At 72.9% G+C, this 21,432-nt stretch carries 17 protein-coding genes; 10 read left to right on the top strand and 7 right to left on the bottom strand.

Going from position 1 to position 21,432, the window contains the following annotated elements; translation table 11 throughout:
* Positions 1-292: 292 nt before the first annotated feature.
* The gene (locus AB0D01_RS16420) at positions 293-994 is read left to right on the top strand and encodes a M24 family metallopeptidase (protein WP_363055851.1); all 702 of its coding nucleotides are present in this window, start codon (positions 293-295) and stop codon (positions 992-994) included.
* Positions 995-1,079: 85 nt separating this feature from the next.
* Complete coding sequence (locus AB0D01_RS16415; protein ID WP_363055850.1) at positions 1,080-1,586, top strand: tRNA adenosine deaminase-associated protein; 507 nt, start codon at positions 1,080-1,082, stop codon at positions 1,584-1,586.
* Between the two features lie 53 nt (positions 1,587-1,639).
* Here AB0D01_RS16415 and AB0D01_RS16410 read toward each other — a convergent pair whose 3' ends face one another.
* The 3 genes from AB0D01_RS16410 to AB0D01_RS16400 all read right to left on the bottom strand — a co-directional run bounded on the left by AB0D01_RS16410 (position 1,640) and on the right by AB0D01_RS16400 (position 4,363).
* Positions 1,640-1,960, bottom strand: coding sequence for an excalibur calcium-binding domain-containing protein (locus AB0D01_RS16410; RefSeq protein WP_363055849.1), 321 nt, complete (start codon positions 1,958-1,960; stop codon positions 1,640-1,642).
* 109 nt (positions 1,961-2,069) lie between these two features.
* Positions 2,070-3,659, bottom strand: a complete 1,590-nt coding sequence (locus AB0D01_RS16405) for a prepilin-type N-terminal cleavage/methylation domain-containing protein (RefSeq protein WP_363055848.1) — start codon at positions 3,657-3,659, stop codon at positions 2,070-2,072.
* Positions 3,660-3,727: 68 nt separating this feature from the next.
* Positions 3,728-4,363 (bottom strand): hypothetical protein, encoded by a 636-nt coding sequence (locus AB0D01_RS16400; RefSeq protein WP_363055847.1) that lies wholly within the window; start codon positions 4,361-4,363, stop codon positions 3,728-3,730.
* 296 nt (positions 4,364-4,659) lie between these two features.
* Between AB0D01_RS16400 and AB0D01_RS16395 the strand changes: the two genes are divergently transcribed.
* Together AB0D01_RS16395 and AB0D01_RS16390 are read left to right on the top strand one after the other, a co-directional pair.
* Positions 4,660-5,886 (top strand): hypothetical protein, encoded by a 1,227-nt coding sequence (locus tag AB0D01_RS16395; protein ID WP_363055846.1) that lies wholly within the window; start codon positions 4,660-4,662, stop codon positions 5,884-5,886.
* A gap of 127 nt (positions 5,887-6,013) precedes the next feature.
* Entirely contained in the window at positions 6,014-8,020 is a 2,007-nt protein-coding gene (locus AB0D01_RS16390; protein ID WP_363055845.1) for an FG-GAP-like repeat-containing protein, read from the top strand.
* Positions 8,021-8,185: 165 nt separating this feature from the next.
* Here AB0D01_RS16390 and AB0D01_RS16385 read toward each other — a convergent pair whose 3' ends face one another.
* The 3 genes from AB0D01_RS16385 to AB0D01_RS16375 form a co-directional block, all read right to left on the bottom strand.
* Positions 8,186-8,737 carry a PadR family transcriptional regulator gene (locus AB0D01_RS16385; protein WP_363055844.1) on the bottom strand — a complete coding sequence of 184 codons (552 nt, stop codon included), beginning with the start codon at positions 8,735-8,737 and terminating at the stop codon, positions 8,186-8,188.
* Positions 8,738-8,892: 155 nt separating this feature from the next.
* Entirely contained in the window at positions 8,893-9,711 is an 819-nt protein-coding gene (locus AB0D01_RS16380; RefSeq protein ID WP_363055843.1) for a prepilin peptidase, read from the bottom strand.
* Positions 9,712-9,814: 103 nt separating this feature from the next.
* Positions 9,815-10,183: a prepilin-type N-terminal cleavage/methylation domain-containing protein gene (locus AB0D01_RS16375; RefSeq protein ID WP_363055842.1), complete on the bottom strand. Its 369-nt coding sequence runs from the start codon at positions 10,181-10,183 to the stop codon at positions 9,815-9,817.
* Between the two features lie 288 nt (positions 10,184-10,471).
* Here AB0D01_RS16375 and AB0D01_RS16370 point away from each other — a divergent pair, with 288 nt between their 5' ends.
* The 6 genes from AB0D01_RS16370 (at position 10,472) to AB0D01_RS16345 (ending at position 19,528) form a co-directional block, all read left to right on the top strand.
* A complete protein-coding gene (locus tag AB0D01_RS16370; protein ID WP_363055841.1) occupies positions 10,472-12,253 on the top strand; it encodes a GspE/PulE family protein in 1,782 nt (593 codons plus the stop codon).
* 79 nt (positions 12,254-12,332) lie between these two features.
* Positions 12,333-13,544: a type II secretion system F family protein gene (locus tag AB0D01_RS16365; RefSeq protein ID WP_363055840.1), complete on the top strand. Its 1,212-nt coding sequence runs from the start codon at positions 12,333-12,335 to the stop codon at positions 13,542-13,544.
* Positions 13,541-13,975, top strand: a complete 435-nt coding sequence (locus AB0D01_RS16360; protein ID WP_363055839.1) for a type II secretion system protein — start codon at positions 13,541-13,543, stop codon at positions 13,973-13,975. The genes AB0D01_RS16365 and AB0D01_RS16360 overlap by 4 nt, the downstream gene beginning before the upstream one ends.
* Positions 13,972-14,496 (top strand): type II secretion system protein, encoded by a 525-nt coding sequence (locus AB0D01_RS16355; RefSeq protein ID WP_363055838.1) that lies wholly within the window; start codon positions 13,972-13,974, stop codon positions 14,494-14,496. The genes AB0D01_RS16360 and AB0D01_RS16355 overlap by 4 nt, the downstream gene beginning before the upstream one ends.
* Positions 14,493-18,416, top strand: a complete 3,924-nt coding sequence (locus AB0D01_RS16350; protein WP_363055837.1) for a hypothetical protein — start codon at positions 14,493-14,495, stop codon at positions 18,414-18,416. Before AB0D01_RS16355 ends, AB0D01_RS16350 begins: the two co-directional genes overlap by 4 nt.
* A complete protein-coding gene (locus AB0D01_RS16345; protein WP_363055836.1) occupies positions 18,413-19,528 on the top strand; it encodes a type IV pilus twitching motility protein PilT in 1,116 nt (371 codons plus the stop codon). The genes AB0D01_RS16350 and AB0D01_RS16345 overlap by 4 nt, the downstream gene beginning before the upstream one ends.
* 109 nt (positions 19,529-19,637) lie before the next feature.
* Here the strand turns inward: AB0D01_RS16345 and AB0D01_RS16340 are convergent, their stop codons facing one another.
* The gene (locus AB0D01_RS16340; RefSeq protein ID WP_363055835.1) at positions 19,638-21,374 is read right to left on the bottom strand and encodes an amidase; all 1,737 of its coding nucleotides are present in this window, start codon (positions 21,372-21,374) and stop codon (positions 19,638-19,640) included.
* Positions 21,375-21,432 lie beyond the last annotated feature (58 nt).

The raw sequence follows: 21,432 nt of genomic DNA, 5'->3' as shown, positions 1-21,432 counted from the left end.
GGACGCGGACCCGCGTCCGGGCGGCGGACCGCGTGGGCGGGCCCCGCCGGCCGGGTGTGGACCCGCGTCCGGACGTCCGGGAGCGCGGCGCGGGCCCGCCGGGCCTCGTACGACGGACCAGTGCGGGCGTCCGGTTTCGGCCGAGCCCTGGATGATCAACCGGTGATGCCGGGCGGGTGGGCGCTGTTAGGTTCGGCCGGGTCGTCAGGGCTCCTCCCTCGGCGCCGATCGAACACCACCCCGCCACCGCCGCGGGCGGCGCGGGCACGGGCTCACAGCAAGGACGCACACGATGTCGACGTTGGACCGGATGGACGCGGGCCTGCGCGCCCTGCACCTGCTGGAAGGTCAGCGCATGGCGCAGCGCCTGTTCTCGCGGGTGATCGCCACTCAGGTGATCAGGCCGGGACGCAGCGAGGAGGAGGTCGACAACCGGATCGCCCTGATCGCCCGCGAGGTGTTCGGCGCCCGGGCGGGCCGGGCCGGCCGTCGGTTCGTACGGTCCTGGCCGAACACCGTGGTGGGCGGGACCTGTCCGGAACGGGTCATCGGCGCGCAGGACCTGGTCGTGCTGGACTTCGAGTCGCTGTTGGCCCCGTACGAGACTGGCTTCGCCCGGACCGTGGCCCTCGGCGACGGCCCCGTGCGCCGGCGCCTCGTCCACGACCTGGCCGTCGTGGCCGCCGGCGCCCGGGAGGCCTTCCGGGCCGACGACTCCCTCACCGGCCGCGAACTGTACGCGGAGGTCCGCGCCCTGGCGGCCCGGGTCGGCCGGAGCCTGGGCGCCCGGCACTGCGGTCGGCTGACCGGCACCGCGCCCGCCCCGCGTGCGCGGGCGACGCGGCCGGAGGTCTTCATCGGCCCGGACAACGACCGGCCCCTGCGCCGGACCCTGGAGGAGGGGGGCCGGGCCCACTGGATCCTCCAGGTCCACCTCGTCGACGAACACCACGGCCGGGCGGCCGTGCACACGGAACTGCTCGACCTCGCCTGACGCGCCCGACCGGCCGTTGGTCCGTGCGGACCACGCCGGGGCCGCGCGCGGCTACGGGGCGGGCCGGCGGGGCACCACTGGGGCCGTGAGAGTACACAGGAACCATCGATACGCGATCACCGTGGAGCGCCGGGACGGCGCCTGGCGGTGCACCCGACTCGACCGCACCGCCCTCACCGGACTCGACGAGGCGATCGCCGCGGTCCGCGCCGTCGGTGCCCCGGAGACGGTGTTCGGGTTCTTCAACGCGGACGAGTCCTTCTTCCTGATCCTGCGTTCCGCGCCGGGCGGCACCGCCCTGCTGCTCTCGGACGCACGCGCCGCGCACCGGCACACGCTCGCGGCCCAGGCCCTGGACGCCCTGGGCATGGCCCCTCCCGGATCCCCGGACGCACCGGGATCGGAGGCCCCCGGAGAGGGAGCATCCGGCCCGCGCCCGGCCGGGGATCCGGGGATCCTCGCCGACCTGGGACTCACGGCCGAGGCCATGGAGGCCGTCCTGGCCGGGCCGGACGGCGTACCGGACGACCAACTGCGCGCCGTCGCGGACCGGTGCGGATTCGCCGCGGAGTTCGACCGCCTGCGCCGGTAGCGAGCCGGCCGGTCGGTCCCGATGAGCGGAGACCGACCGGCCGGCGGCCACCCCTATGGCGACGGCGGCGACGACGAGGGCGACGGCGGCGGTTTGAGCGGCTCGGCGATCGGCGCGCCGTCCACGTCGGTCATGAAGTCGCGGCGGACGGGCCGCTTGTCCGTCGGCTCGGGGAGGTTCGGGCAGGCGATGCCGTCGCCGTCCCGGTCGAGCGCGTTCGGGTCGAGCGGGTCCGCCCGCAGTACCGCCTGCGCGTCGGCCTGGGCCTTGAACGCCTCGCAGTCGACCACGTGCCCCTTGTGCACGTAGGGGGCGACGTCGAACGCGGGCCTCGGGGCCTCGTTGCCGGCGCACGCGGTCAGCGTGAGCGCCACGATCACACCGGCCGTCGCGAGCGAGCCACGGCGGCGACGGCGACGGCGATCCGGTCGTGACCGTTCGCCCCGGTCCTGGGCGATGTCGCGTGACTGATCCGCCATGGCCTCAGACCGATCCCGTCCGGAACACGGCGACCGTCTTGTTCGCCGGATCGAGCGCGTACACCTTGCCCGTGGTGTTGTTGACGGCCAGTGAGGCGTACTCGCTGGGCGTGCCGAGCAGACCCTGCGTCAGCATCGTGCTGCCGTCGACCACCCCCAGGCCGCCCGGAGAGGGCCGGGTGACCTCCGTGGCCTCGACCCTTCGTTGTGCGATGAAGACCCTGTTGAAGTTCTTCAGCATGGCGACCTTGTGGGCCGTGTTCCCCGCGCTCTGGACCGACAGCCCGCAGACCGACGCCTCCCCCATGGCGGAGGTGCCTACGATCCGGCTGACGCGGCCCTCGACCGATCCGCACGTCCCATCCGGTTTGCCCTGCATGCTGGAGAAGAGGTAGACCGACCCGGCCGCGGCGTTGTAGACGGCGATCAGGGGAGTGGCGTTCACGGTCGCCGGGTCGTCGATCGGCGTCGAGGCACCGCTGCCGGGGTCGATGGCGATCGCCGTCCCGACCTGGACCAGAGCGTTCTTCGCCGGGTCATGGACGCACCTCCTGGCGAGGAGGTAGACGAGGCCCCGGTTCGGGTCGACGGCGGTGACGCCGCGGGCGGACTGGGGCATGAGGTGCCCGTAGCCGCCGACGCTGCAGCCCGACTTCGTCGGGAACTCCGTCACGAGCCTGACCGTGTGGGTCTGCGTCGAGATGGCGAAGAGGCCGATGTGGGGGCTGGCTCCGGCACCGACGCCCTGCTTCGCGAAGTACAGCTCGTGGCGCGCGGCGTGGAAGGAGAAGTCCATGCCGTTGCTCGCGGACACGAGCCGCGCCTCTGTGGGCAGCGGGATCGGCGTCGCCGACGAGCTCCCCGCAGCGATGTAGGAGAGCGTCGTCGTCTCGCCGCCGATGTAGACGTCGCCGTTGTCGGGAGAGACCGCCAGGGCGCCGACCGTCGCGGGGAAGGCGACGCGGGTGACCTGGTTGCCGTTGGCCGTGTCGATGATCGCGACGCTGCCCGTGCCGCCGACGTAGACCCGCCCCGACGCGGGGTCGACCGCGATCCGGGTCGGGTTCGACACGGCACCGGAGACGTCGATCGGAGCGCCGATCGGTTCGTCGGTCTTGCCGTCGATCACGGTCACGCTGTTGGCGATCTTGGACACGACGTACACGCGATCGGCCTTCTCGTCGACCGCGAGGTCGGTCGGCCCCTCACCCACCTTGATCGGCTCCGCCCCGCGCTCCGAGGGTGAGGCGTCGTACAGCGTGTAGGACGACTTCTCGCCCCGACCGCACTTGTTCTCCTCGCCGACCATCATCGCGTTGTAGACCGGGTCGCCGGCCAGCAGGCCGTCGGTCTTCAGGTCGTCGACCGTCCCGTAGTGGCCGTGACGCGCGCAGTAGGACTCCTGCGCGGTGCGGAGCGTGGCCGCGTCCGCGGCGACCGCGTTCTTGCGACCCTTGTCGCCCACGCCCCTGACGGAGAACACCACGATGGCGGCGATGACGCCCAGGATCACGATGACGACGAGCAACTCGATGAGCGTGAAGCCGTCCTGGCGTCCGGGACGCGAGCGGAACGGGCGGTGGTCCGGTGTCATGGCAGTCGGGATTTCCTTGGATCGATGGGTCACGTCCGGCCCGAGCGCGCGGCCGGGTCCTCGCCGGGTCACGGTGTCGTCCGGCGTACGGGCTTGACGTCCTTGGGGCCCGGCAGGTCCGGGCAGGCGACGCCCTCGCCGTCGCGGTCGAGCCGGTTCGGGTCGGCCGGGGCGAAGCGCAGGACGGCCTGTGCGTCCGCCTGGGAAGCGAGGTCGGGGCAGTCGTAGGCGTCGGCGCCGTTGCGCAGGAAGTGGCGGGCGTCGAAGGCTCGTTCCGGCTGTGGACAGAGCGCGCTACGGAGGTCGGTCGGGCGGCACGTGAACTTTTCCGCGATCTGCGCAACCGGTTCGGTGTCGCGCGGTTCCGGCAGTCCGCGACAGGCGACGCCGCCTCCGTCGTCCAGGTGGTTCGGATCGCTCGGGTCGGCCCGCAGAACCGCCTGGGCGTCCGCCTGGCGGGCGAAGTTGAAGCACTCGAAGGAGTCGCCGTGGGCGGCGTACTGCTTCGCGTCGAACACCTCGTTGTTCGGGCAGAGCGCGGTGCGCGGGGTGCCCGGCGTGCACCAGTCGCGCTCGGGCCGCTGGGCCCGGGAGGAGGGATCCGACCCGCCGCGCACGAACACCACGACGCCCACCGCCACCGCGACCAGCGCGAGAACGAGCGCGCCGCGCCTGATCGCGCGCGAGCGCGACGGACCGCTCACCACTGCCATTTCACGCCTCTGCCCATCGTGCCGCAGGCCCCTTCCCAGCTCTCGCAGCGGGCCGGCGACACTCGATCGCGGGCCCGTTGCAGTTTGGATACGTGCATTAGATCCACGGCCAGGCCGGTTGTCAACGATTGACTACTTGGCTCGCGATGAGCACCATCTAGGCGTGTGCGGCACGGTCATGCCGAAAACCTGGCAGATGCCCAGGTGTTCGCGGCATTCGCCTGACCCCGCCGACGGGGTTCGCCCGTCCGGCGGTCGCCGCCGATCAGATCGACTAGGAGTAGCACATGCAAATATGGTCCAGCCGTACGCGAAGCGGTCCGCGCTCCGGCCGCACCGCGATGCGCCGGGTACGGAACGCGTTCGCGGTGGGCGCCCTCGCGACGGCGCTGATCACCACCGCGGCACCGGCGGCGTTCGCGACGACGGATTCGGAGGTCGGCGTCGCGAACAACATGTATCCCGCCATGAAGGACTTGAAGAGCTACATCGCGACCTCCAAGTCGTTCACGCCGTTCACGGCGAACGCCGGCTCGCAGATCGGCGGGTTCTGGAACAAGCCGGCGATCGACACCTCGACGATGCGGGGCATCACCTCGGGCAGCCTGCGCCAGCAGCTGAAGAGCGCCGGCCCCTACACCACGTGCAACCCCTCCTCTTCGAACAACTGCGTCGACGGGCCTTTGCACATCGACGCGTTCCTGTCGGCGGACCAGGCCAACGTGGACGCCGTCATCCCGACCGCGGACGGCGGGACGTGCACGGCGAGCGGCAGCGTGGAGTGCAACGGCGACTACACGACCAAGCACCTCGTGGCGGTCGGGCACCTGGCGATCTACAGCTGCAACGGCTCCTGGGCGGGTTCGTCCAACGGCGACGACCCGTCCAACGCCGCGAGCCCGCCGTTGCCGTTCGGTGCGGACGCCAACGGCAGCGGCAACGGCAAGGCGCAGTCGCCCCGTTGTGACGCCTCGCCGGTCTCGGGCGCGCCCACGACGATGTCGGGCGTGGTGGCCTGGTTGGCCGGCAGCGGGAAGCGGATCGCGGTCGCCGACCCGGCTTCCGCACCGTTCGGCGCGGCGTCCAAGCAGGCCCTGGTGCAGAACGGGTTCACCTGGACCGACAGCGGTCCGGGCCAGAACGTGTTCCGGGGAAGCGCGTGCGACAGCGCGGGCACGGCGTGCAAGGTCCGCCTGGAGTCGGGGATCAGCCAGGTGCGCGGCGCGGTGACGGCGAACGCCGGCGGCAACACCCAGCTGGGCCTCGTCGCGAAGTCGAACGTCATGAACGTGAGCTGGACGTCGAGTTCGCTGAACGGCACCACGGCCAACGACCCCAACACGTGGACCGCGGTCAATCCGAGCGAGTACTCGGGCTACGGAGCCATCGAGCAGTACGGCGTCGCCCTGAACGGCGGGAACCCGGGCGCGGCGGCCATCTGGAGCGACTTGTTCAACAACGACTGGGACCTGGACTCCACGATCCAGCAGACCCTCGCCTCCTACGGCTACTAGGCGCTCCGGAGCAACGGGCGACGGGCCGTCGGCCGGGCACCCACATCGCCCGCCGGCGGTCCGCGTCCACCGCTCACCGCTGCACCGCTGCACTGATGCATCAAGGCCCTGAGGAGGGGCCTCACCCATGAACAGATCACCACGTCGCCACCTCGCGTCGGACGGCCCCGCGCCGGACGGCCTCACGGCCGCGGCCACGCGGCACGGTCGACGACGCAGGCTTCCGACGATCGTGCTCGCGATGGCCACCGTCGTGATGGCCGCCACCCCGGCCGCGGCGACCGGCCCCAACACGACCGGCTTCGGCAGCGCGTCGAACCTCGACGACAACGGCCGCGGCAGCTCCGCCGTCGCGATCGGCGACCTCGACGACGACGGGAAGCCGGACCTCGTCACGGCGATCCGCACCGAGGGCCTCGGCGTGTTCCTCGGCTCCGGCGGCGGCGACTTCGGCGCCGTGACGAAGTACGCGGCGCCGCAGACCCTGTCCACCCGCTTCATCAGCTCGGCGGAGATCCGCGACGTCAACGGCGACGGCCACAAGGACGTCGTCAGCCAGGACGGACGCGGCAACATCGCCCTGGTCTGGCTCGGTGACGGCACCGGCGCCCTCGGCACCGGAGCGGCCGTGGAACTCAACCCGACGCCCGGGTGCGACACCACGGGCGACAACCCGTGCGTCGCCCGCTTCCCCACCGGTGTCGCCGTCGGCGACTTCGACGAGGACGGCAAGCCGGACCTCGCGACGTCCAACGCGAACACGAACAACGTCGCGGTCGTGCTCGGCAACGGGAACGGCACGTTCGCGGCGGCGACGCGGTTCGGCCTGAACGGCGGCGCCGCCCCGCAGGGCATCGCGTCCGCTGATCTGGACGGCGACAGCCACCTGGACCTCGTCACCTCGAACTCGTCGACCGGCACGCTCTCCGTTCTGCGGGGCGACGGCGACGGGGGCTTCGGGACGGCGTCGAGCGTCGCGGCCGGCATGACCCTGCCGTCCAAGCTGAAGCTCGCCGACGTCAACGGGGACGGCAAGCAGGACGCCGTCCTCGTGGCACCCGGAACGCCGGGTCGGATCGCCGTCCTGCTCGGCGACGGCGCGGGCGGGTTCGGCACCGCGAGCCTCCTGTCGGCGGGGGCGAACCTCACCTCCGCCTCGGTGGCCGACCTGAACGGCGACGGTCACGTCGACCTGGTCGCCTCCAGCTCCGCTACGCAGCAGATCGTCGTACTGGAGGGCAACGGCGCCGGCGCGTTCGGCAGCCCGCTCGCCTTCGGGCTGAACGGCGGCACCAACCCGCAGGCCACCGCGGTGGCCGACCTCGACGGCGACGGGCGTCCCGATGTCGTCACCGCCAACGGGAACGGATCGGCGACGTTCGTCAACGACGCGTCGGTGCTGCTCAACACCACGAACCGGACGCCGACGGCCGCCAACGAGTCGTACACCCACATCGGGGCGGACACCGCGCTCTCCGTCGCCGCCCCCGGTGTCCTCGGCAACGACACGGACCCCGACGGCAACGCGCTGACGGCCTCGGTCGTCACCGGACCGGCGCACGGCACGCTCACCCTCAACCCGGACGGCTCGTTCGGCTACCAGCCCGCAGGCGGCCACGTCGGGAGCGACAGCTTCACGTACAAGGCGACCGACGGGACCGGCGATTCGAACATCGCGACCGTGACCGTCAACGTGTCGGCCGGCTGCAACGGCCTCGCCGCCACGATCACCGGCAACGGGATCGTCAACGGCACGAACGGCGCCGACGTCATCGTGACCGGCAACGGGAACGACTCCGTCAGCGGGAACGGCGGCAACGACACGATCTGCGCGTTCGGCGGCAACGACGCCGTTTCGGCCGGCAGCGGCAACGACCACGTCGACGGCGGTGACGGCAACGACTCCATCAGCGGCGGTGACGGCACCGACACCGTCAAGGGCGGCGCCGGCGGCGACGCGCTCTCCGGCGGCAACGGCAACGACACCGTGGTCGGCGGCGCCGACAGCGACACCCTCTCCGGCGGCAGCGGCGCGGACGTCTGCGCCGGTGACGCGAACGGCGGCCCGACGCTCCCGGGCACGGACGCGATCGCGTCGGGCGGCTCCTGCGAGACGGTCGTCGAGGTGCCGTAGCCGACGCACCGACTCAGGCGGCCGGGCATGAGCCGCTGACGTACGCCGCGGGCTCGGCGATCGCGAGGACGCGATCGCCGAGCCCGTCGTCGTGGTTCCGGCGGCCGGCGCCGGTCCGGGTCCCGGCCCCGACCCCGACCCCGACCCCGGCGAGCGGACGCGACGTCAGGCGGTCTTGACGGCGGGCTTCGTCGCGTCGACGTCGACGGCGTCGAGGAACCGGCGCGCGGCGCGGACGTCCTCCAGGCGCAGGGCGTAGCTCGCGCGGGCGATGTGGTCCTCGGCGGCGTCCTGCTTGGCGCGGAGGGACCCCTCGATCTCGTCGATGACGCCCCGTTGACGCTCGACCAGGCGCGCCGGGCTGGTACCGCGACGCTGGAGCAGCAGGAGCTTGCACGTGAGCTCGGCGCGGACGTCGAACAGTTCCGCCACGGGTTCGCCGAGCCACCGGCCGACCGTCGTCTTCGCCGGGCGGGTGGCCGCGTAGATCATGCGCTGCGGGCCCCGGTTGCCTTCCTCGGAGCCGACCGGCGTGATGAGTCCGCGCTCGACCAGCCGCGTGATCGAGCGGTAGACCATGGGGCGCGAGATGTACCAGAACTCGCCGATCTCCGCGCCCTCCGCGGTGAGTGTCGCGATGGCGAAGCCATGGCTGGGTCGTTCGGCGAGGAGTGCGAGCACGATCCACTCGGCCAGTGGCAGGTCAGGTTCCGTCATGGTGAACAGGGTAAGGATCGACGGTGGCATTTGCGATGCCGACCGAGCCCGAAGGCAAAAAGGCCGGTACGGGCGCCGGATCCCGGGAGAACACACCGAGGGGTCCGGCGGACGGCCGCACGACGGATCCGCCGTCCGGCCCCGGGTGGCGAGGGTCAGCGGCGGATCGTGGAGAGCGGCGCACCCGTCGCGTACGGGTCGCTCAAACCGTCGTACCAGTCGATGACGGGCGCGCCCGCGAGGAGGGTGGCGATGGCGCCGGCGGCGAGGAACAGGCCGAAGGGGAGCCGGGTTTGTCGGGTCGCTCGCCCCGTGGCGATGAGCGCGACGCCCACCAGCAGCCCGACGAAGCTGCCGGCCAGCACCGCGAGGACGGGGTACGAGGGGCCCGGCCATCCCAGCCCGGTGCCGAGCAGGCCCGCCAGGCGCACGTCGCCGAATCCGAGCCAGGCCGGCCGTGCCCGGTGGAGGGCGAGGAAGACGGCGAAGGCGCCCACCCCGCAGGCCGCGCTCACCCCGAGCCGATGCCACTGACCGGTGGCCGCGGCGGCGGCGAGGAGACAGCCGGCGGTGAGGGCGAGGGTCGGGTAGACCAGCCGTCGGGGCAGCAGGAAGCGTTCGGCGTCGCAGGCGGCCAGGGCGATCAGTCCGGCCGTGAAGGCGAGTGCGGCCGGGAGCGTTTCCGACGGGCCGAGGACCAGCGCCTCGGCGGCGAACAGGAGCGCGGTGAGCGCTTCGACGAGCGGGTAGCGCGCGGGGATCGCGACCCGGCAGGCGCGGCAGCGTCCGGCCAGCAGGAGCCAGGACACGACGGGAACGTTGTCCCGGGGCGCGATCGGCGTGGCGCAGCGCGGGCAGGCCGAGCGGGGCCGCAGGACCGATCGGCCTTCGGGTACCCGGGAGATGGCGACGTTGAGGAACGAGCCCACGGCGAGCCCCAGGAGGCCGATGAACACGATGAACAGGGGCGCCATGGGAGTAACCGTGCCTTGTCGCGTGAATCGGTGGACGTCGGGTGGGAAGTGTGGGGCGTGGCGCGGGCACGGGCCGCCGCCGGCCGGCGGCGGCCCTCCGGGTTCAGGCGCCGATGCAGGGGTTCGCGTCGCCGGGTATCAGGACGACGTTGGACGCCTTGCCGCCATCGGACAGGGTGACCTCGTGCCATTTGGAGAGGGTGGAGAGGAACCCTTGGCTCTGCAGCGTGCCGACGTCGGTGTACTTGCCGTGATTGGCGTAGTACGCCTCCAGCGCGGTCTGGATCGTGACCTTGTCGGTCCTGCAGGCCGAGCCCTGGCCCTTGTCGTTGATGCCGCGGACGGAGAAGACGACGACGGCGGACAGGATGCCGAGGATCACGATGACGACGAGGAGCTCGATCAGCGTGAAGCCGGCTTCCGTCGTCCCGTTCCGGTCCGTCCGGTCGTCCCGGTCGTTCCGGGCGCGCATGTGCCGACGCAACGTGTCTTGCAGGTTTGTGGACATCGTTCTCCATCTACGGCCACCGCTTCGGCGGCGCCACTTGCTAGTAACAGCCTGAGTAATCAGCGGCAGACTACTGAGCGAACAACGGGCCCACAAGGGGCGGCCCCGACGGGAGGCACCCGCGACGCACCGGACGGTCACCCCACCCCCGTGCTGTAGTATCCGGCTGACTAATCAGCGGCTGACAGTACTGTGACGCGCTCGCGGCAGACGATCGGCCGCCCCTCTGGACGCGCGAAAGGGGTGGGTTCCTTGGCGAACCGCCGGCTTTTCCGGAACCGCGCCGCGGCCACCGACCCCGCGGGCGAGCCGGCCCGGGACGAGAACACCGAAGCCGAGCCGTCGTCGTCCGCGGAGCACCGGGGCCCGCGCATCGGGGAACTGCTGGTGCGGCGCGGTCGACTCACCTCGGCGCAGGTCGACGAGGCGCTCCTGCAGCAGTCGGCGTCCGGCAAGCGGCTCGGCGCCCTGCTGATCGAACTCGGCATGGTCGACGAGCCGTCGCTGATCGAGGCACTGGCGGTGCAGCTCGACGTCCCGGTGGCCGACCTGCGCCAGAGCGAACCCGACCCCGAGGCGGCGGCCCGGGTGCCGGAGGCCTTGGCCCGCTCGCTGGGCGTCGTCGCGGTACGACGGACCGAGGGCACGCTGCTGGTCGCGGCGGGCGACCCGGGCGACCCGCGCGTGCGCGACGAGGTCGTCCGGGCGGTCGCGCCGGACGAGGTGCGGTGGGCGATCGCGTCCCCCGCGGACATCCGCCGCTCGATCGACAACGCCTATCGGGCGCTGACCGGCGTCAGCAGTCTGGTCGAGGCCTTCGAGGCGACCGAGACCGGCCGCAGCGCCGCCGCCGGGGCCCGGGTGGTCAGCGAGGACGCGCCGGTCGTGCACCTGGTCAACCTCATGCTGACCCAGGGCCTGCGCGACCGGGCCTCGGACATCCACATCGAACCGCACGGCGACCGGGTCCGGGTCCGCTACCGCATCGACGGCGCACTGCACGACGTGCTGAGCCTGCCGGAGAACATGGGCCCGGCCGTGGTCAGCCGGATCAAGATCATGGCCAATATGAACATCGTCGACCGACGACGCCCGCAGGACGGGCAGATCGCCACCGAGATCGACGGCAGGTCGGTCGACATCCGGGTCGCGACCACTCCCACCATCTGGGGCGAGAAGGCGGTGCTGCGGCTCCTCGACAGCAACCGCACCCTGCTGCGGCTGGCCGAGCTCGGCATGCCCGCCGCGACCTACGAACGGTTCTCCTCCCTCCTGCGCTCCCCCTACGGCATGGTCGCCTGCGGCGGACCGACGGGCAGCGGCAAGACGACCACCCTGTACGCCACGCTCGGCGAGCTCAACCAGAGCGAGCGCAACATCACCACCATCGAGGACCCGGTGGAGTACGTGGTGCCGTCGGTCAACCAGATCCAGATCAACGAACAGGCGGGCGTCACCTTCGCGACCGGGCTGCGCTCGATCCTGCGACAGGACCCCGACGTGATCCTGGTCGGCGAGATCCGGGACGGCGAGACGGCCCGGATCGCGGTCGAGTCCGCTCTCACCGGCCACTTCGTCCTGTCGTCCATCCACGCCGCCGACGCCTGCTCCGCACTGCACCGGTTCGCCGACATGGGCATCGAACCGTTCCTCATCACCTCCACGGTCTCCGGAGTGGTCAGCCAGCGCCTGGTGCGGCGGACCTGCGACCAGTGCCGCGAGCCCTACCGGCCGGGCGTGGACGAACTGGCCTTCTTCGCCAAGGCCGGCGGGTCGACCGACATCGAGTTCTGGCAGGGCCGGGGCTGCAACTTCTGCTCGCGCACCGGCTACCAGGAACGGATCGGCGTCTTCGAACTGCTCGTGATGAGCGACGCCGTCAAGCGGCTGCTCGTCGAGAAGGCACCGGTCAACCACCTGCGGGCGGCCGCCCGCGAGCAGCACATGGACAGCCTGTTGGACGGAGGCGTCCGTCTGGTGGAGGAGGGCGTCACGACCATCGCCGAGATCATGGCCGGCGTCTACGTGGCGTAGCGCGAAACGGCGCGACACCGCGCGGCACCGCGCGCCACGACACACGAACCCACGACACCGAAACCAGGAGGGCATCGGCATGGCCACCTTCAAGTACGTCGCCGTCGGCCCGGACGGGAAACGGGCCACCGGCGCGCTCACGGGCTCCAGTGTCGAGGGCGTGACCGAGAGCCTCACCCGGCAGGGCTACGAGGTCCGATCGGTCACGGCCGCGGGCCGCGACCTGCTCCGGTTCGAGCTCACCGCGGAGAAGGTCGACCTGGTCGAACTGAGCAACTTCTCGCGCCAGATGGCCGCCTTCATCAAGGCCGGCGTGCCCATCCTGGACGCCCTGGAGATCATCCGCTCCGAGACCAAGGACAAGAAGCTGGCCAGGCTGCTCGTCGACGTCATGGACGCGCTGCGGTTCGGCGAAAGCTTCGCCGGCGCGATGGCCACCCACACGAAGGCGCTCCCGCCGTTCTACGTCTCCGTCCTCCGCTCGGCCGAGGCGACCGGTGAACTCGACGTCGTGATGGCCCAGTTGGGGCGCTACATCGAGCGGGACGTCGAGGGCCGGCGCACCGTCCGCTCCGCCCTGACCTATCCGAGCCTGGTGATGGTCCTGGCCATCGCCGTCATCCTCGTCCTCGTCGTCTTCGTGCTGCCCCGCTTCAAGCTGTTCTTCGAGTCCTTCAATGCCGAACTGCCCCTGCCCACGCGGATCCTGCTGGGCTTCACCGACTTCGTCACGGTCTGGTACCCGGTCATCCTCGGCGCGCTCGTCGTGCTCGTCGTGGCGGTGATCGCCGCTCTGCGGACCGAGCGGGGACGGATCCTGCGCGACCGGTTCCTGCTGGCGATGCCGGTGCTCGGCGACGTGGTCCGCTACATGGTCATCGAACGGTTCTGCCGCATCCTGACCTCGATGATCAAGGCCGGTGTGCCCATCCCCGAGGCGCTCGACCTGGCCGGCTCGGGCGCCAACAACCTCGTGTACGAACGGTCCCTCGGCAAGGCCGGGGTGGAGATGCTCGAAGGCGGCGGCATCTCCGGGCCGATCGCCCGGACCAGGCTGTTCCCCGGAGCCGTCACCCAGATGATGCGCGTGGGGGAGGAGACGGGCACCCTCGACGACCAGCTCGACAACGTCTCCGAGTTCTACGAGAAGGAACTCCAGCACAAGCTCAAGCGGCTGACCAGCCTCTTCGAGCCGGCCATCGTGATCGTGGTCGGGGTCGTCGTGGGGTTCGTGGCCGTCGCCCTCCTCTCGGCGATCTACGGCGTCTACAACCAGGTCGAGGTCCAGTGACCGGCCCGACGCCCCGCCCCCACCTCCCCCGTGGCGAGGAGGGCGAGACGCTGATCGAGGTCCTCGTCGCCGTGGTGCTCATGGGCATCGCCTTCGTGGCCGTCTTCGGCGGCATCGGCACCGCGATCATCGGCTCGGTCAGGCAGCAGAAGGTCACCACCGCCGACTCGGTCGTCCGCAGCGCCGCCGAGGAGGTCGTCGGCCGGCCGTACGCCTCCTGCGCCGCTGGTTACGCGACCGCGCCGCCGCCGACCGGGTACACCGTGACCGTCACGATCGAGTACTGGGACGGCGTGGGCGCCTTCGTCCGGTCCTGCCCGACGGCCGACACCGGAGTGCAGAAGGTGACGCTCACCGTGCGCTCGACCGGACCGCACGCGATCGGGGACCTGACGCTCGAAGTGGTCAAGCGGGAGTCGATGCCGTCATGACGACCCGACGGCCCGCCGGAGGACCGGAGTCGGGCTTCACCCTGACCGAGTTGCTGGTCACGATCGTCATCCTGGGCATCATCGGACTCCTGCTGCCCAAGGCGATCGTCCTCGGACTGCGCTTCACCGCCGACACCGAGCAGCGAATGTCCGCCACCGGCACGGTGGGCGCGCTGGGCCGCTGGTTCTACGGCGACGTGCACGGCGCGACCGCCGTCACGACCGCCCCGGCATGCGGCGTCGCCGAGGTGATCGTCCACCTGGCCGCGCCCGGCAGCGACGTCGTCTACGCCTACGACCCGGCGACCGGCGCCCTCAACCGGGTGAAGTGCACCGACGCGGGCGTCGTCACCACGCCGCTCGGCCGGTTCGACGACGCCGCGTCGTTCCGGCCGGTGACCTTGACCTGCGGTGCCGAGACCTCGTGCACCTCGCCCATGGAGGTAACGCTGACCGTGCGGAGCGAACCCGCCACTGCCCCGACGGCCCTCACCGCCGTCCGACGAGCGAGCGCGTCATGACCGGCCGCGCGCACCCGACCGGCCGGCCGCGTCCGCGCCGCCGGCGCGACGACGAGCAGGGCGCCGCTCTGGTCCTCGCGCTGGCCTTCGTCGTCGTCGTCGGCCTCGTCACCGTGTCCGTGCTGTCCTTCGCCGCCACGGGGCTGAAGGCCGCGAGCGTGTACGTCGACCAGAGCCGGCGGGGCTACGGCGCGGACGGTGCCACGCAGCTCGCGATCAAGAACTTCGCGCAGGGCAACCCGTGCGCCGACTACACCGCCCCGCCGATCAACGGCCGGCAGATGATCGTCCACTGCGACCCCCAGAACGCCTCGCCCGCGGGCACCCGCGCGACCCAACCGCAGGACGCGCTGCTCAGCCTGGGGAAGTCGGAGCGGGACGGCATCACCGTGAGCGCGCCCGGCGTGCGGGTGCAGGGCGGCGTCTTCTCCCACTCGGACATCACCACCGAGGCCGGCGCCTCGATGCTCGTGTCGGGCGACGTGTCCGCCGTCGGAGCCTGCTCCCGCGCCGTGTCCCAGCCCCCGCTGCCGCCGACCCAGGCCCCCTACGCGCACGGCTGCGCCGACGACACCCCGCCGGCCCCCGCCGACGAGGTCGCGGGCGCCGACCCCGACCACGCCCCGCCCGCCACGGCCGTCCCGGTCCTGCGGACGGCGCCCGCCTGCCCCGGCCCCGGTTCCCGGCTGGTGCGGTTGTGGCCCGGCCACTACGACGACGCCCGCGCCCTCACCCGCCTCACCGGCGGCGACTGCCCCGGCGTCGTCGTCTGGCTCCAGCCGGGGCTGTACTACCTCGACTTCGCCTCCACCGGCGACGCCGCGCTCTGGACGGTCGACGACCCCACGGTCAGCGTCGTCGGCGGCACCCCGGCGGGATGGGATCCCGGCTCCGCCACCCGCCCGACCGTCCCCCTCCCTGGCGGTTGCGACAGGACGCGGCCCGAGGGCGTCCAGGTCGTGATGGGCGGCGAGAGCCGATTCCGGGTCGACCGCGGACACGTCGAACTGTGCGCCCCGGTGACCCCGGGCGCGCAGCAGGTGGCGGTGTACGGGATGCGGCCGCCGCAGCCGTCCCACACCCTGCGGCCGACGGCGGTGGTCGCGAACACCGGGTTCCTCGACCCGGGCCACGCCCTGACCGCCGGCGAACGCCCGACCCTGCCGGGGTGCGCGCGTCCGACGGGCACCGCGACCTGCACGGCCGAGGCCGCCTTGGACCCGACACACCGCCGCTCGGCCTCGACGCAGTTCGCCGGGTTCACCCCGCAGGTGCCGCCCGGTTCCGTCGTCACCGGTGCGACGCTGCGCGTCCGGCACGAGGAGGCCGGCGATCTGAGCGCCCCGGGCGCGGTGAGGGTCACCACCGCCGTCGGCGGGGACACCTGCCGCACCGACGAGGCGCCCCGGAACACGGCGCTCACGACCGACCCCCCGATCGACCTGCTGGGCGCGTGCGGGCTCACCGACCCGGCTCGGCTCGCGGGCCTGACCGTGACCTACGCCGCCACCCTGGACGCCCGCGGCGGCGCCGCGACGGCGCGCCTGGACGGGGTCTGGCTGGAGGTGGCGTACCGCACGCCGACCACGTTCAAGCCGACCGCCGTGAGCGCCTCCACCGGGTTCGCCGCCTCCGGCACCGCTCCCGGGAACGCCCTGGAGATCGGCGAACAGCCGACACCGCTGGTGGCCGGCGCCGCCCTGACGTCGACGGCCCCGTCCGCTTCGATCACCCTCGCCGGGTTCGGCCAACCTCCCTTGCCGCCGGGCTCGACGATCCACTCCGCGGTGTTGCGCGTGGCCCACCAGGAGAGCGGCGACGCGGCGGCGCCCACCGTCGACGTCGCCCCCGCGGGCGGCGGCGGCCGTTGTACCGGCCTGCCGCTCACCGCGCGGGCCGTCCCGGGCGAGGACCGCGTCGACCTGAAGGCGTGCGGCATCAACGACCCCGGCGCGCTGACCGGCCTGACCGCGACCTACGCCGCCGGCCTGAAGGAGGGCGGCGCCGCGGGCGCCGGTTCCCTGGACGGCATGTGGCTCGAAGTCGTCCACGACCCGCCGGCGCCCCGGCCGGCGACGAGCGCGGAGTCGACGACGTTCCTCCCCGCGGCCCACGCCCGGGCCATCGACGGCGCCGACACGGCCCGCGCCACGCTCGACCCGGTCACGACGCCGACCGCGGGCATCACCCTCGGCGGGTACGACACCCCCGCGGTGGTTCCCGGCTCGGTCCTGGACGCGGCCCGGCTGCGCGTCGCGCACCGCGACGATCCCGGTGCGGCCGGCGGGGCGCCGCCGACGGCCGCGGTCACCCTGAGCGGACCCGCCCTGCCCCCCTCGTGCGCCGGCCCGCACCGCCTCGCCACCCACCGGGACGCCCTGGGCACCGACACCCTGGACCTGGTCGCCGGCTGCGGACTGACCGACCCCGGGCAGCTGGCCGGTCTGGTCGTGCACTACGCCGCCTCCCTCGGCGCCGGCAGCGCCGGGGCCGCCGCCCGGCTCGACGGCGTCACGCTGGAACTGGCCTACCGGCCCCCGATCGCGGTCCGGCCCACCACGGCGACCAGCACCGCGACGCCCACCACCGCGGCGTTCCTCGACCCGCTGAACGCGCGGACGCTCGACGCCACCGCCTCGACCGCGCGGCTCGCCACGGCCGCCCCGACGGCGTCGATCCGGCTCGGCGCGTTCGCCCTGCCGTCCCTGCCGGCGGGCGCGGTGATCGACAAGGTGGTGCTGCGCGTGGCGCACCAGGCTGACGCCGGCACCCCGCCACCGCCCGCGCCGACGGAACCACCCGCACAGCCGGGACCACCCGCGCCGCCCGGGGCTCCCACGCCGCCCGCACCGCCCGCGCCTGTGGCGGCCACGCTGGCCGTCTCCGGAACCGGTGCCGCCTGCGACGCGGACCACGCCCTGAACGCCCACCCCGGCGCCCTCGGTGTGGACGTCGTCGACCTGGGCGCCTGCGGGATCACGAAGGCCGACCAGTTGTCCGCGCTCGCGGTCGACTACGCGGCGAGGCTGGGCGCGGGCAGCGGCGAGGCCGCCGTCCGGCTCGACGGCGTCGAACTCGACATCGTCTTCCGCGCCCCGTCCATCAGGGCCCTGTCCGGTTGTCCGGCCTCCGGCGACGGTTGCCCGGTGCTGAAGTCGACCGACGACGCCGACACGGCCGGCGCCCGCAGCCGCCTGGTGGTCAACGGCACCGTCTACGCGCCGACGGCCGCCGTCGACCTGTCGATGAGCGGGGTCGACTCCCAGGTCGTCACCCGCGGCATCATCGCCCGGACCATCGCCCTCGGCATCAGGGCGGCCCCCGGGTACCTCCGCCCGGTGATCGGGATCCCCCCGGAACCGGTGCTGTTCACGACCTATCCGGCCGTGACCGCACAGCCGGCGTCGGTGACCGCGATCGCCGGGTTCGAGGCCCCGGCGACCGGCGCGCCCGTCGACGTCACGGAGGCCACCGTCCCCGGCGGTGGCCTGGCCTCCCTCACCCTGGGCTCCTACGCACAGCCGGCCGCACCGGCGCCGAAGCCGGCCGCGACCGGGCCGCTCGACCACGCCGTCCTCCAGGTCGCGCACCACGAGGACGGCGACGTCCGGTCGGTGAAGCTGTCCGTCGACTTCCCCGGCAGCACCTGCGCCGGCGCCGGCAGGGAGCTGGACGTACCGGTCCGTCCCGGAGCGGGCGGCCCGGTCACCGACCGGATCGACCTGACTGCCTGCGGGCTGACCGACGCCTCCCGCCTGGCCGGGCTGACCGTGACCCACACCGTCACCGCCGGCAGCGGCGGCGCGACCGCGCACCTCGGCGGTACCCGGATCGACCTGCTGTCCGGCCCCCTCCTGAAGGCCGCCGTGTCCTTCGACGGCCGCATCGCGACCGTCAGACAGTGGACGGTCCTGCCATGAGCACGCACACCACCCCCTTGGAGACCACCGTGTCCGGGCCGAGCGCCGCGATCATCGACCACCTGCTCGACGAACTCCTGGAGCGGGGCGGCAGCGACCTCCTCCTCACCACCGGATCGGCGCCGTTCCTGCGCGTCGACGGCGCCCTGCGACCGGTCGACGGGGCCGCGCTGAGCGATCGGGAGGCCGACCGCCTGGTGACCGGGGTCCTGGGCGAGGAGCTCACGCGGCGGTTCCGCCGGGAGAAGCAGGTCGACTTCGCGTTCAGCTGGGGGGAGCGGGCCAGGTTGCGCGGGAACGCCTTCGTGCAGCGCGGCGCCTCCGCGCTGGCGCTGCGGATCATCCCGTTCGACGTACCGTCGTCCGAGCGGCTCGGGCTCCCTCCGGTCGTCACCGGGTGGGCGGGCCTGCCGCGAGGATTCGTCCTGGTCACCGGGCCGACCGGGTCGGGGAAGTCGACGAGCCTGGCGGCGCTCCTCGACCACGTCAACACGCACCGGTCGGTGCACATCCTCACCATCGAGGACCCGATCGAGTACCTGCACCGGCACAAGCGCTCGGCGGTCAACCAGCGCGAGGTCGGCACGGACACCGACTCCTTCCCCGCCGCGCTGCGCGCCGCGCTGCGCGAGGACCCCGACGTCCTGCTCCTCGGCGAGATGCGCGACCCGGAGAGCATCTCGGCGGCCCTGACGATCGCCGAGACCGGGCACCTGGTCTTCGCCACCCTGCACACCAACGACGCGTCGCAGACCCTGGACCGCATCGTCGACGTGTTCCCGGCCGGGCAGCAGCCGCAGATCAGGCTGCAACTGGCGCACACCCTGGTCGGCATCCTCAACCAGACGCTGATCCCCCGGATCGGCGGGGGCCGGGTGGCCGCCTTCGAGGTCCTGGTGGGCACGTCGGCGATCCGCAACCTGATCCGCGAGGGCAAGACCCGCCAGATCCGCAACGTGGTCTCGACCGGCCACCGTGACGGCATGCACACCCTCGAAGCGGGCATCAACGCCCTCGTCGCGGCGGGCGCCGTCACCTACGAGGAGGCCGTGCGACACACGGCGTACCCGGAGGAGATCAAGCGGCCCTCCGTCCCGGTCGGCCGCGTCTGACGGGCCCCGACCGCCGCGTGGTCGACGCACCGGCGCGTGGTCGACGCGCCGGTCGCTCCGGAGCCGTCCGACCACCGTGCCGAACGGCGGCCGGACGGCTCCGGTCGACTCACTCCCCCGACAGACGCGGCGTGCGCGGCGGCACCGTGCGTCGGCTGCCGGTCTTCTCGAAGGCGGCGGCCAGGGACAGCAGGGCGTTGTCGTCGTAGGCGCGGCCCGCGAAGGTCAGCCCGACGGGCATGCCGATGTCCGCCATGGTGCCCATCGGTACGGTCACGGTCGGGATGCCGAGGTGGCGGGGGACGAGGTTGCCGTTGGCGACCCAGACGCCGTTGCGCCAGCCGAGGTCGGCGGACGCCTCGCTGACGTGCATGTCGGCGGGGCCGACGTCGGCGACCGCGGGGAAGACGACCGCGTCCAGGCCCAGCCCGTCCATCCACAGCTCCAGGTCGACCCGGCGGGTCTCCTCCAGCCCGCGCAGCCCCTCTTCCAGCCGCGGCATGTCGGTGAGGGAGGCGTAGGGGCGCTCGCGCACGAAGCGCGGGTAGTCGCCGATGGTGTCGTCGAAGCCGTCGTAGCGGTCGGGCAGCTCGCCCTCCTCCTTGGGCCAGATGCGGGTGCCGTCGACCTCGGCCAGGGTGGAGAGGGCCGGGTCGCCGTTGGCGCGCAGGAAGTCGTCCCAGGCCCAGGCGGACAGGTCCTCGATCTCGAAGGTGAGGTACTCGCGGCTGACGAGTCCGCGGGTGAGCAGCGAGGGGGCGCCGGGGCGGTCGGCCTCGTAGTTCGACACGACGGGGAAGTCGACCTCGACGACCTCGGCGCCGGCGGCCTCCAGGTCGCGGCGCGCCGCTTCCCACAGGGTGATGACCGAGGGGCGGGTGTCGATGCGCTGCCCGGTCTGGCCGCCGATGCCACCGTCGGGGTTGGTTCCGGCGTCGGGGTCGGCGTTGATGTACATCCGGGGTACGCCGACGCGCTTGCCGGCGAGCGCGCCGGACGCGGCCTCGGCGCCGGCGGGCGCGAGGGCCGGGTAGGAGGCGGGGCGCACCTGCGAGGGTGCGGGCAGCGCCACCCACGGCTGGGCGCGCCACAGGTCCCCGCGCGTGTGCGGGTCGTCGGCGACGAGGACGTCGAGCAGTTCGAGGAGGTCGGCCATGGTGCGGGTGTGCGGCACGACGACGTCCATGGTCGGTACGAGCGGCCAGTTGCCGCGGACCGAGATCACGCCGCGGCTGGGCGTGTAGGCGCACAGCGCGTTGTTCGAGGCGGGGGCCCGGCCCGAGGACCAGGTCTCCTCGCCGAGGCCGAAGGCGCCGAAGGACGCCGCGGTCGCCGTGCCGGAGCCGTTGGAGGAGCCGGAGCCGTAGGCGCTGGTCAGCCAGTCGGCGCTGTACGGGCTCTCCGCACGGCCGTACACGCCCCGCTGCATGCCGCCGTTGGCCATGGGCGGCATGTTGGTCAGGCCGATGAGGACGGCGCCGCCGGCGCGCAGCCGTTCGATGGCGAAGGCGTCGCGCTGGGCGACAAGGTGCTCGAAGGCCGGGGAGCCGGACGCGGCGGTGAGGCCCTTGGCGAGGTAGCTGTCCTTGGCGGTGTAGGGGATGCCGTCCAGCGGGCCGAGCGTCTCGCCGCGCGCGCGGCGTGCGTCGGAGGCCTCGGCTTCCGCGCGGGCGTCCGGGTTCATCACGACCATCGCGTTCAGGGCGGTGTCGGTGCCGGGCCGGTCGTAGGCGTCGATCCGCGCGAGATAGGCGTCGAGCAGCCCGACGGCGGTGGTCTCGCCCTTCTCCAGCGCCGCGCGCAGGTCGGCGATACAGGTCTCCACTACATCGAATCCACGCGTCATGCGGGTGTCTCCAGGGTGGTCGGGTCGGACGGGCGAGCCGTGGGGCGTCAGGCCGGCC

It is taken from the genome of Streptomyces sp. NPDC048606 (assembly GCF_040650855.1).
In the GTDB taxonomy this organism is placed as follows: Bacteria; Actinomycetota; Actinomycetes; order Streptomycetales; family Streptomycetaceae; genus Streptomyces.
The sequence above is the reverse complement of the archived record's forward strand: the minus strand, read 5'-3'. Positions and strand labels throughout refer to the sequence as shown.

Bases quoted from the DNA above. Each gene is read 5' to 3' on its own strand.
- AB0D01_RS16420 (WP_363055851.1), top strand. From the start codon at position 293: ATGTCGACGTTGGACCGGATGGACGCGGGCCTGCGCGCCCTGCACCTG.
- AB0D01_RS16405 (WP_363055848.1), bottom strand. From the start codon at position 3,659: ATGACACCGGACCACCGCCCGTTCCGCTCGCGTCCCGGACGCCAGGAC.
- AB0D01_RS16395 (WP_363055846.1), top strand. From the start codon at position 4,660: ATGCAAATATGGTCCAGCCGTACGCGAAGCGGTCCGCGCTCCGGCCGC.
- AB0D01_RS16390 (WP_363055845.1), top strand. From the start codon at position 6,014: ATGAACAGATCACCACGTCGCCACCTCGCGTCGGACGGCCCCGCGCCG.
- AB0D01_RS16385 (WP_363055844.1), bottom strand. From the start codon at position 8,737: ATGACGGAACCTGACCTGCCACTGGCCGAGTGGATCGTGCTCGCACTC.
- AB0D01_RS16380 (WP_363055843.1), bottom strand. From the start codon at position 9,711: ATGGCGCCCCTGTTCATCGTGTTCATCGGCCTCCTGGGGCTCGCCGTG.
- AB0D01_RS16375 (WP_363055842.1), bottom strand. From the start codon at position 10,183: ATGCGCGCCCGGAACGACCGGGACGACCGGACGGACCGGAACGGGACG.
- AB0D01_RS16365 (WP_363055840.1), top strand. From the start codon at position 12,333: ATGGCCACCTTCAAGTACGTCGCCGTCGGCCCGGACGGGAAACGGGCC.
- AB0D01_RS16355 (WP_363055838.1), top strand. From the start codon at position 13,972: ATGACGACCCGACGGCCCGCCGGAGGACCGGAGTCGGGCTTCACCCTG.
- AB0D01_RS16350 (WP_363055837.1), top strand. From the start codon at position 14,493: ATGACCGGCCGCGCGCACCCGACCGGCCGGCCGCGTCCGCGCCGCCGG.
- AB0D01_RS16345 (WP_363055836.1), top strand. From the start codon at position 18,413: ATGAGCACGCACACCACCCCCTTGGAGACCACCGTGTCCGGGCCGAGC.
- AB0D01_RS16340 (WP_363055835.1), bottom strand. From the start codon at position 21,374: ATGACGCGTGGATTCGATGTAGTGGAGACCTGTATCGCCGACCTGCGC.